The organism is Bacteriovorax sp. DB6_IX (assembly GCF_000447775.1).
Classification (GTDB): domain Bacteria; phylum Bdellovibrionota; class Bacteriovoracia; order Bacteriovoracales; family Bacteriovoracaceae; genus Halobacteriovorax_A.
On the sequence record NZ_AUNJ01000212.1, the window covers coordinates 1 to 10,439 of the forward strand.

Sequence of the window (10,439 nt, forward strand, 5' to 3'; positions counted from 1 at the left end):
TTTTGCATCAGGATATTATAAGCAATCCTGATGCCATCTTTTTCCTTTTATTTCAGTTGTTTAGCTTGTTTTATTGTCAATTCTTTGGACACTTGTCATTGTTTAGAGGATTCTTGAAAGATAGAGTTGTCCATATTCAATATTTCTATTTTCTAATGTCATATCTTCTCCTAATTTCTTGATAGGCTTCTTCATTGCTTTTAGAAGATGTCCTGTCTGATTGTTTTGTTAATAGCTCAACCATCTCGTTATTATATTGCTTCTTTGCTACATCAATGGCAGAGACCCCATGATTATCCTTAAATTTTGGATTCTGTCCTTTGGCAATTAATTCTCTTGCAAGCTCCTTCCTATTAAATAGAGAGGCATACATTAAGGCGGTTTGGTTTGCATTGTTTTTCTGATGAATGGCACATTCTGAATTCATGAGTTTGTAAGCTATCGAAAGATTGCCCTTAAATATTGCTCCCATAAGAGCAGTATTGCCTCTCTTATCCTTTACACAAGGGTTTGCCTTATTCTTTAAAAGTAGTTCTACCATTTCTTCGTTACCGTAGTAGGCAGCAAAAATAAGTGGTGTATATCCTTTTTCATCTTGAATATTTAAGTTACCCTTAAGGCGAATATACTCATGAATTAATTCGAGATTATTTGTTTTGGCCGCGTGGTTAACTTTTTCAATAATTCTGTATTTTAACTCAAACTCTCTTGATTCTGCCCCGCTGAATTGAGTCATAAGAATGAGAGAGAGTGTTATTATTAATTTCTTTTGTACTCCTTCTAGAAAAGAGAGGTCTAAGACCTCCCTTATTACTTTAGTTTTTTCACTATTTTCTTAACAATATCCAGGTCCGTTTTTGTCGCTTTGGCCAATCTTTCTCCGTATTCAGAGTCGGCAGCAAAGGCATAGGCAACCATTTGTTGTACAATCTTCTTATTCTTGATTTGATTAAGATCTCCAGCAAAGTTCATGATAAGGTGTTTCTTATCAAACTCACTATAGGCCCTATAAGTTTCACCTGCTTGTTTGAAATTTGCTGTCTTAGAAATCATCTTTTGCTGAGTCTCACCTGAAAGCTTATGCTTACTATAGCGGTGTGCTGTATTTTCATACATTGATCCTCGATCTCTATTTAAACTCCCATCAAAACCATTTGGTTGATAGTTGATATGAACATTCTTGGCCTCATACGTTGAGTGAGTACCATCTTGAGCAAAAGTATTAATCTTTGCCTTTGATCTATTGACCGGTAGATATTGGTAGTTCACTCCAAGTCTGTAGCGTTGTGTATCAGAGTAAGAGAATAGACGCCCTTGAAGAAGCCTATCTTCTGATGGTTCTATCCCAGGGACAAAAACGGCTGGAGAGAATGCTGATTGTTCCGAGAATTGAAAGAAGTTCTTTGGAACTCTATTTAAACTCATTACCCCTAATTTTAGACAGTTTACTGTCGCCATTTCACACTTCCAGTCTTTTGTCGCATCAAGAGGGTTGAAGTCAACTTTATCAAAATCTTTTGGATCAAAAATAAGTCCCACTAATTCCCAAGAAGGATATTTCTTGGCCTTAATCGAATCATAGAGATCCTTGGTTAAGTGAGAGAAGTCTTTTCCTTGCATTTCACTAGCTTCTTTTGCTGTAAAACCTTTGTCTGGCTGTAATGATTTCCATCTAAATTTTACATAATTTACTTTTCCAAGTTTGTTTACAAACTTATATGCGTGAACACCATTTCCATCCATTCCACCTAGTGTTCTAGGGGTCCCCTTGTTAGAGAAGAGATGAGTCCACATGTGGATACTTTCTGGATGATGTGCCATAAAGTCAAAAATTCTATTTGGATCTTGTCTATTCGTTTGAGGATCAGGCTTTAAAGAATTAACCATATCAGGAAATTTCATAGCATCTCGAATAAAAAACACTGGCAAGTTATTACCAACGAGATCCCAGTTACCTTGATCTGTATAAAATTTAGTTGCAAACCCTCGTGGGTCTCTTGCTGTTTCTGGTGAGCCCTTAGAGTGGATGACGGAAGAGAATCTTACAAAGACTTCTGTTGTCTTGTTCTTCTCACTAAAAACAGAGGCCTTTGTTAATTCAGAGAAGTTCCCATATGATTTAAAAACTCCATGGGCCCCAACACCTCTAGGGTGTACGACTCTTTCTGGAATTCTCATCCTATCAAAGCGTGCAAGTTTTTCAATTAAGTGGGCATCTTCGAGCAGAACCCCACCCATTTCACCGGCCGTTTTTGAGTTCTGATTATCTCCTACAGGGGCGCCTGTTTCTCTTGTTAATGTCTCACCATAGACAAATGATGAGAGTAGTACTGTTGTCATTAATAATTTTATATTCACTTCCTTTCTCCTTGTTAAAGGTCCTAGCGTTGAATCCATTTTGGCAGAGAAGGGCAATAGTCTCCAATTATTAAATCTTATGATGTGATAAGACTTTTCTATGGTGATGACTGGCCAGTTAACTCATTGTTTCTTTTTGGAAAATTCTTATGATATGGTTGATTCCGTACTATAGTACAGAGTGTAGGATGGACTTATGAAAGAAAGATTTACAATTGGAAAATTAGCGAATGCCTCTGATGTAAACGTAGAAACGATACGGTTTTATGAGAGGAAAGGGATTTTAGAACAGCCCAATAAAGAGGGAAGTTTCCGTTATTATCCAGAAAGCTATATTTTAAAAATTCGTTTTATTAAACGCTCTCAAGAATTGGGTTTTTCTCTGAAGGAAGCTAAAGAACTTCTAGATCTAAGAATTAAAAACCATGCGAAATGCAGTGACGTTCTTAGTAAGACAGAAAAAAAGATTAATGAAATAGATAAGAAAATTGCAGATCTCAAAAAAATGAAAGCCTCTCTTAAGAATCTCGCAAATTGCTGTGTCGATGAGACTCAGCCTTTGAGTGAGTGTCCGATTCTAGAGTGCTTTATTGATGGGGTTTAGTTGGAGTCTAAGATGAAATACCTAGAAACAGAAGCTTTTAATCTCATTCCTCTAAATGATGAGCAAAATAAAATCTCACATAAGCCAAGAGTTCTTATACTCTATGGTTCACTTCGAGAGAGGTCATATTCTCGTCTTTTGGCGCAGGAAGCGGGAAAAATTCTTGAGTTCATGGGAGCTGATATTCGTATCTTCAACCCTAGTGATTTACCTCTATTTGACAATGAAGCATCGGCGGATCATCCCAAAGTTAAAGAGCTAAGAGAGCTTAGTCTTTGGTCAGAGGCGCAAGTTTGGTCTTCACCAGAATTACATGGAAATATGTCTGGGCTAATGAAGACAATTATCGATTGGATTCCTCTTTCAATTGGTGCTGTTAGGCCAACTCAAGGAAGAACTCTTGCTGTTATGCAAGTCTCTGGTGGCTCACAGAGCTTTAATGCCGTTAATAATATGCGTATCCTAGGACGATGGATGAGAATGATTACAATTCCTAACCAATCTTCAGTCGCAAAGGCCTACCAAGAATTCGAAGAAGATGGTAGAATGAAGGAGTCAGCGTATAGGAACCGCGTTGTTGATGTGATGGAGGAGCTTATGCGTTTTACTTATCTCACACGTGAACATGCAGACTTTCTCGTAGATAGATATAGTGAACGTAGAGAAAAAGAAGTTAAGGCCTTTGAACAAATGAAAAAGGCTGAAGAATAATAGAGAGTATCGAATGCATTTAGATTTTAGTCCAGAGGCTCAGGCCTCTAAAAATATTGAATTTTCACAGTTTCTTGATGTTGATATCAGAATAGGGGAAGTCATTGAGGTTTTAGACTTTCCAGAAGCAAGAAATCCTAGTTACAAATTGAAGATAGATTTTGGACCTGGTGTAGGAGTGAGAAAATCAAGCGCACAAATCACTGTCCATTACTGTAGGGAGTCTCTTCTTGGGAAAAAGGTTCTCGCGGTTGTAAATTTCCCTCCAAGACAAATTGGAAAATTTATGTCAGAGGTTTTAGTCTTAGGTCTTTCTGATAAGAATAATGATATTGTGTTGTTGAATGCAGATCAAGATGTTCCTAATGGAGCTCGTCTTCATTAGAAAATTAAGCGAGGAAGTTGTTTATCACAAGGTCCTCGCTTGATGTATTAAGAGGGGGAGGGGGTTAGTTTACTTTAAAAGAAATAACTTCATTCTTATCAATACAAATCTCTGATATAAAGAAGAGATCCTTTTGGAGAAGATTGATAAATTCGTTAAATTCTGGATGATCTTGTGAAATACGAATCTTTCCATCCACAACCTTTCTATTGAATCCTAAAATAATTGCTGATTTTAAATCAAATTGAGCGAATCCATTATCAAAGTCAATTGTCATATTTTTAAGATACATTCCATGTGTATCTCTGGCACTCACTTCAATCCCTTTTACCGGGACTTCATTTGTGACCATATACTTTGTACAATTCTTTTCTTTTACTTTGTAGATAGCCGCCATCGATGTTGATGCAATAAGAGCTACAAGTAGTATTTTAAGTGTTTTCATTCTTTATCCTATTCTTAGAAGTTATATTTTAAACCAATTGATAAGTTACTGTAGTTGATCTTCGCGTTGTCTAGATCATTCTCCTCAATGCTTGTGTCATCCGATTTTACTTTTAATTTCGATACTTGACTTAATCTATATTCTCCAAAGATTTCGACAAGATTGTTGAGCTTGACATTAAGTCCGGCCCCTCCTTGAAGGTTGATCCCTTGTAGAGTCATATCGACAGTTGTGCTATCTCCAATGAATTCAAGCTTCTTATTATAGAGCCCAACACCTCCAATAACATAAGGAGAAAAGAGGATTCCATTATTTTCAATATTGTATGATACTTTTTGAAGTACTTTTGGCTCAAGGTATGACTTCTTCATTTTATAACCATCACCTTCAACAACTGTATCTGAAGGTGAGATAGAAAGTCCTGCAAATGAGCTTGTGCTAAATGATTGCGTGAGTGGTATTTGGATTTCACCTAAAATATCGATACTCTTGTGGTCATAAATATCAGTGATATTGTAGCCATCTTCATCATCTGCTTTCATATTCTTTCTTTTAAGTGTTTCATTTCCTTCAGAGATCTCTTGAATATTTGAGATACTAAAGGCGGCGTTTAACGAAAACTTTATCTTATCTTGTGAATTTTTATTTTCAATTTCTGCAGAGACATTATTAGTTGACGATATAATTCTATAGTTATTCGAGCTCATTCCTTGTTCTAGTTTGACTAGTGCTAGATTATTTTTAACTCTTTGAATTGTTCCATAACCCTGATTGAGACCGTCTTGATCTTTAAAGATAACTTTGTGGCCAATACTTGAAGGAGATACTGAATTCTTGATAACAACTTTATCCCCATTTCTTTTGACGACTTGTCCATAGGCCGCTGTTGATAGTACTGCAAGAATCGCAATTGAATACATTGACTTCATGATCTCTCCCTCTAAAAATTGTGTGGTTTTTATTAAGCAAGTCCTATGCCAGAAATAGGGGGAGGGTTTCAATGAGTTAGAGCGTCTATTTTTGAAACAGTGTTTTTTATTTGATCACTCTCTATGGTCTTTTGAAGATTCCATCACAACATATGTTGTAATAGAATTAACCTGAGGAAGTGTTCCTAGGATATCGGTGTGAAAGGCCTTGTAACTATGGAGGTCACTTGTTTCTACTCTCAGTAGATATTCAAAAGATCCAGCGACATTGTGACATTCTACTACGTCAGTGGCCTGTGAGATGGCCTTTTCAAAGTCCTTTTGAGACTTCTTTGTGTGGCTTGAGAGACCAACTGAAACATAGGCAACAAAGCCAATATTTAGCTTTTGTTTGTCTAAAATGGCCCTATAGCCTTTGATTATGCCTGATTCTTCAAGTTCTTGGACTCTACGTAAACAGGCCGAAGGAGAAAGGCCAATTTTAGCGGCGAGGTCAGTATTACTGATTCTTCCGTTTTTATTTAGTTCTTGCAATATATTTTCATTTATTTCATCAATCTTCGTCATATGTTGCAAATTATGTCAATTTTTTAAAATCTTTGCAAGATGTGATTTGAACAAATCTGCTATGATAAATTCATGAATAGAAAAAGCCCAATTATTACAGGTATTAAGTCAATGTTGCCGATCATTCCAGGGGTTCTTCCTTTTGGACTTATTATGGGAACGGCCGCCCATAATGCGGGCCTCAATATTATGGAAGTGACAGGGATGAACTTCTTAATGTTTGCAGGTGCCGCTCAACTTGTAGCGGTAGATTTACTCACGCAGAATGTTGAAACTGTCGTGATTGTTCTTACTGGTTGTATTATTAATTTGAGAATGATGCTCTATAGTGCATCTTTTGCACCTTTGTTTAAAGAGTCAAATCTTCTCACAAAAACCTTTGCTTCATATCTCTTAACTGATCAGGCCTATGCGACATGCCTCGATCTGGATGAGCGCTATAATAAGAGATCAGACAAAGTTGCTTTCTATCTTGGTTCAGCATTTTTCATGATGGTGTGTTGGCATATAAGTGTCATTCTAGGGATGTTCTTTGGTAACTTTGCGCCGAAGAGTTTATCACTTGAATTTGCGATCCCTTTAAGTTTTATGGCCTTAACGATTCCTACGATTAAGAATAGGACTTACTTTTATGTTGTGATGATTTCAGCTGTGCTGTCTTTATTTCTTTATAAACTACCTTATAATTTAGGACTTATTATCTCAGCGAGCATTGGAGTTCTTTGTGGAGCCTATTTGAGCTCTGATAAAAGTGTTAATACAGATAGAAATAGCGAGGTTAAAGATGGTCTTTGATAATTTCTGGGTCAGTGTTATTTTCTTGGGAATAGGGACATTCTGTATTCGTGCAAGTTTCATATATATGTCAAGCCGGCTAAATATCTCAAAGCGAATGAGAGAAGTTTTATCCTTCATTCCTTGTGCCATTTTTCCAGCTCTCATTACTCCTATGGTCTTCTTTCACCAGGGGCAAAGTCATTTCTTCTTACAAAAGGAGAGGCTATTTGCTTTATTTGTGGCGTCCTTTATCAGTTATAAGACTAAAAATATTTTAATAACTATTGTTTGTGGTCTTCTACTTCTCTTTGTCTTCAGTATACTTTGAAGAATATGTTAAAGAACTTTCTGAAGAGTCTTTCACTAAATCATCAGGATGAAAGATATAGTTCCAGTAGATGATCCTGTAGGCCAGGGTTTTTGTACCAAAGAAGATATAGATAAGTTGTACCATCCAAAAATTTGGATAGTCATGGAAGTAATTGTATTCCCAAGAGACAAAGAAAGTATAAAGAATTGCCGGATGCAAAACATAGAGAAGAGAGTGAATAAGTCTCTCCCTAACACAAAGGTCCTTATAGAATAATTCGTTCTTGGCAATAGACATACATGAGAGAAATGCCGTTGCTAAGAATATATTCTTCGTTAATTCCATATAGGGAAAGAAAATACAAATTACCAGAGGAATAAGAAAGAGTGCACCATCAATCAGTGAATTGTTGATCTCGGCTCGGGCCAAACCTCTTTTTTTATGAAAGAGATACTCATCGGCCATAAAGAGGCAACCGTGAAGAAGAATTAAGCTGAGCATAAAGGCAATCATTTAAACCCCTAGTTGATAGAATAATGAGTTAAGAGCTTGTTAATATCAGCTCCGATATAGAGAATGGCGAGGATTTCACCTTTTTTATTCTTAAGAGGAAATGAGAGCCCGATAAGAAATTTGTTAATAGAATCATCATAGTAGAGATCACTGATATGATTTGTATTGAAGTTCTTATCTTTTATAACAGAAATAAATTTCTCTTCATCACTTTGATCAAAGTCACTTGTGATCTTATATGTCGCAATCAAGCCACCTTGGTGATTCATTAAAAATGCTTCTTCAATATAATCAAACTCTGATATTGCTTTCACCAATTTTAGTGAATGACTTGAGCGTATGACCGTGTTTTTAAGAAGGGTTGAGCTTTTACCTTCTTCATGCCAAATCCTTTCTTTTTTTGCGATATCTTTCAAAGTAATCCTTTTCTTTAGATTCATTTTCCTAGAAAGAGAGTTAAGATCAGAAAGTATTTTTCTACTTATCTCGCTCTTTCTTTCTTGTGAAATGCTAAAGGTCTTTCTATCAAGACACATTCTGAAACGACTAAGAAGAGACTTAAAATTTGTCTTTGATTTAAAGAGAAGGTTCTGAGTCACTCGAATTCCATAGTGCTCAAAAAAGAGACTCTTGATCTTGTAAAGGCCAAGATTAAAGTCATGAGGGATTTGCGAACGTCGTACTACTATTGAATCAGTCCGATCTCTTTCGAGTCCCTTAAAAAGTGATTCAACTTGATTAACTTTGTAGTTGATTTCTTATTTTTTAAGTATGAACTTAAGCTATGATGATCGGAGTGAGTTACACCATATGTTTTAACTACCTTCTTACTTGATTTCGAGATTTGTAAAACTTCATCGATGTAAACAGGGTAGAGCCCTCGCTCCTGTTCGCTCTTTTCAAGAGGGTAGGGATAGGCAGCATCTAATTTTGCTTCTCTAAGATAACTCTCTATTCTTGGCCCTGGTAATATATTGAGCTTGATTTCATTAAGATCTTTTTTAAACGTACAACTTGCTAGCTCTTCAAAATCATCAAGTGAAATCAGGCCTGGGTTATTTTTAAAAATACCCACCTCTAGATCCCTTGCATGAACTCTCAAGCAAATAAGGCATGCAAGGGATATAAGGTAGGTCTTTATTATCATATAATCTTTTTAAGATCTTCCAAAGAACCAACGAGGCGCTTCGATAGTTCGTTAAGCTGTGAAGCACTTACTTCGACATCATTTGCATTTTGGCTTGTTAGTTGTGATGCTGAGCTGATTTCGTGGACTGCATTATTAATTTCATCTACGCCAGCAGATTGTTCTTTTGAAGAAGAGGCAATCTCATTAGTTGATTCCGTAATTGATTTAAAGAGTTGTTCCATTTGTTTGAGAACACTTTCGCATTCCGCTGAGAGTCTAAGAGCTTCTTCAATAATAACTTCATTGCTCTTAATTGCTCCTGTTACTTCTTCTTTTGAGTTGTTAATGATATTTGAGATATTTTCTAAACTTCCATCGAGAAGCTCTGAAATTTCACTAGCTGACTTACCACTAGCCGTTGCGAGATTACCGACTTCCTCTGCAACAACCGAGAAACCTTTTCCATCCTCTCCAGCTCTTGCAGCTTCTACTGAGGCATTAAATGAGAGAAGTTTTGTTTGGAAGACAATATCATTGATAACACTTGTTTTACTTTGGATATTTTCGAAAACAGAAAGAATTTCTTCAAAGCGAGAGTGGTTCGCATCCACCTTACCAGCTAGTGCTATGGAAGCACTATTTACTTCTTTTACTTTATCATTAAGGGTGTTAATGAGGCTAAGCCCCTGATTCAGACCTTGTTGCCCTTTGTTAACAATATTTGCACTGTCTACCGCTATATCTGTATTTTTCTTAACCATCTCTGATATTTCATGTAGTGATGAAGATGTTTCCGAAACGTTAGATGCCTGCTCTGTTGAAGCACTCGATAGGTTTGTTGACTTATCAGTTAATTGAACAGAGATATTTGTAATATTGTCTGATTCTGTTGTGATAGTACTAAGGGCATTTCCAATACTCTTGTTTACTCCACGAATAACGATGATACTAATAATCACAGTCGTTAATAGACACGCTCCGAAGAGAATGAAGATTCTCTTCTTAGCCGTAGAGTAATATCTTTCAGCTTCTTGAAATTCGGCTTTTGCATAATTTAGGATTTCTTCTTGAAGGGCATCCATATTCCCACGAGATTTTTCAAACCTTTTTGATGCTTCTTTCAGTGACTTCTCTGTATAGGCACTTCTTTTCCCAGAGTATCCTTCTTTTAAGAATGGAAGATTCTTCTCAGAGTATTTCTTCCAATCATCATAATTTTCATAAAACTCTTTAATGAGTTTCTTTTCAACTTCACTTTCAGAGAGTTCAGCATATTTTTTAAAACGTCCAATAACTTGATCTCTATTCTTTGTGTAATCTCCAATTTGTGCCTTAATTTCTTTTTGATCAATACCATCAATTAGAAGTGTTCTTTCTGCAACTAGAGCTTGCTGAAAATCCCTATCTGCTTGAACAATATTATCAATAGAGGGAAGTCTATTTTGGAAGACCTTCTCTAAATTAGAATTCACTACAGAAAGTGAATTGAAACTGACAACACAGATGATAATTTGGAAAATCGTTGCAATAGCAACAAGTATCGAGATTTGATACTTCAATTTAAGATTTAGAATGGCTTTCATAACTCTCTCTTAAGTAAAAATAGTAAACAGTAATTTCCTATATTTTAAAATGGATTGCTGTTTACTACAATAGAGGGGAGTTAGATGTAACTTAGTGTATTGTTTTAGTCTTGTATTGAGAGAGTTNT

14 protein-coding genes are annotated in these 10,439 nt (G+C 36.1%); 5 read left to right on the top strand and 9 right to left on the bottom strand.

Features of this window, described 5'->3' with window-relative positions:
- Positions 1 to 145: 145 nt before the first annotated feature.
- The gene (locus M901_RS06205) at positions 146 to 736 is read right to left on the bottom strand and encodes an ankyrin repeat domain-containing protein (RefSeq protein WP_021277333.1); all 591 of its coding nucleotides are present in this window, start codon (positions 734 to 736) and stop codon (positions 146 to 148) included.
- Between the two features lie 74 nt (positions 737 to 810).
- Entirely contained in the window at positions 811 to 2,397 is a 1,587-nt protein-coding gene (locus tag M901_RS06210) for a catalase (protein ID WP_053335832.1), read from the bottom strand.
- Between the two features lie 157 nt (positions 2,398 to 2,554).
- Between M901_RS06210 and M901_RS06215 the strand changes: the two genes are divergently transcribed.
- Genes M901_RS06215 through M901_RS06225 form a run of 3 tightly spaced genes read left to right on the top strand, consistent with a single transcriptional unit; the run spans position 2,555 to position 4,058 of the window.
- On the top strand, positions 2,555 to 2,962 hold the full coding sequence (locus M901_RS06215; protein WP_021277334.1) for a MerR family DNA-binding protein: 408 nt from the start codon (positions 2,555 to 2,557) through the stop codon (positions 2,960 to 2,962).
- Between the two features lie 12 nt (positions 2,963 to 2,974).
- Positions 2,975 to 3,673, top strand: coding sequence for an arsenical resistance protein ArsH (gene arsH, locus M901_RS06220; RefSeq protein WP_053335833.1), 699 nt, complete (start codon positions 2,975 to 2,977; stop codon positions 3,671 to 3,673).
- A gap of 13 nt (positions 3,674 to 3,686) precedes the next feature.
- Complete coding sequence (locus M901_RS06225; RefSeq protein WP_021277330.1) at positions 3,687 to 4,058, top strand: tRNA-binding protein; 372 nt, start codon at positions 3,687 to 3,689, stop codon at positions 4,056 to 4,058.
- Positions 4,059 to 4,122: 64 nt separating this feature from the next.
- Here the strand turns inward: M901_RS06225 and M901_RS06230 are convergent, their stop codons facing one another.
- From M901_RS06230 to M901_RS06240, 3 genes are all read right to left on the bottom strand, one after another.
- On the bottom strand, positions 4,123 to 4,503 hold the full coding sequence (locus M901_RS06230; protein ID WP_021277325.1) for a hypothetical protein: 381 nt from the start codon (positions 4,501 to 4,503) through the stop codon (positions 4,123 to 4,125).
- A 14-nt stretch (positions 4,504 to 4,517) separates the two neighbouring features.
- The gene (locus tag M901_RS06235; protein WP_021277329.1) at positions 4,518 to 5,432 is read right to left on the bottom strand and encodes an outer membrane protein; all 915 of its coding nucleotides are present in this window, start codon (positions 5,430 to 5,432) and stop codon (positions 4,518 to 4,520) included.
- A gap of 114 nt (positions 5,433 to 5,546) precedes the next feature.
- Entirely contained in the window at positions 5,547 to 5,999 is a 453-nt protein-coding gene (locus tag M901_RS06240; protein WP_021277331.1) for an Lrp/AsnC family transcriptional regulator, read from the bottom strand.
- Positions 6,000 to 6,071: 72 nt separating this feature from the next.
- On the opposite strand from M901_RS06240, the gene M901_RS06245 reads away from it, so the two are divergent.
- Both M901_RS06245 and M901_RS18365 read left to right on the top strand, forming a co-directional pair.
- The gene (locus M901_RS06245) at positions 6,072 to 6,794 is read left to right on the top strand and encodes an AzlC family ABC transporter permease (protein WP_021277324.1); all 723 of its coding nucleotides are present in this window, start codon (positions 6,072 to 6,074) and stop codon (positions 6,792 to 6,794) included.
- A gap of 67 nt (positions 6,795 to 6,861) precedes the next feature.
- A complete protein-coding gene (locus M901_RS18365) occupies positions 6,862 to 7,104 on the top strand; it encodes an AzlD domain-containing protein (RefSeq protein ID WP_369793750.1) in 243 nt (80 codons plus the stop codon).
- Here the strand turns inward: M901_RS18365 and M901_RS06250 are convergent.
- From M901_RS06250 to M901_RS06265, 4 genes are all read right to left on the bottom strand, one after another.
- Positions 7,075 to 7,599 (bottom strand): hypothetical protein, encoded by a 525-nt coding sequence (locus M901_RS06250; RefSeq protein WP_021277327.1) that lies wholly within the window; start codon positions 7,597 to 7,599, stop codon positions 7,075 to 7,077. The two genes, M901_RS18365 and M901_RS06250, sit on opposite strands and share 30 nt — an antisense overlap.
- 8 nt (positions 7,600 to 7,607) lie before the next feature.
- Positions 7,608 to 8,198, bottom strand: coding sequence for a PDC sensor domain-containing protein (locus M901_RS06255; protein ID WP_021277328.1), 591 nt, complete (start codon positions 8,196 to 8,198; stop codon positions 7,608 to 7,610).
- Positions 8,199 to 8,284: 86 nt separating this feature from the next.
- Entirely contained in the window at positions 8,285 to 8,674 is a 390-nt protein-coding gene (locus tag M901_RS06260) for a hypothetical protein (protein ID WP_021277323.1), read from the bottom strand.
- Between the two features lie 68 nt (positions 8,675 to 8,742).
- Positions 8,743 to 10,311: a methyl-accepting chemotaxis protein gene (locus M901_RS06265; protein ID WP_021277326.1), complete on the bottom strand. Its 1,569-nt coding sequence runs from the start codon at positions 10,309 to 10,311 to the stop codon at positions 8,743 to 8,745.
- Between the last annotated feature and the right edge of the window lie 128 nt (positions 10,312 to 10,439).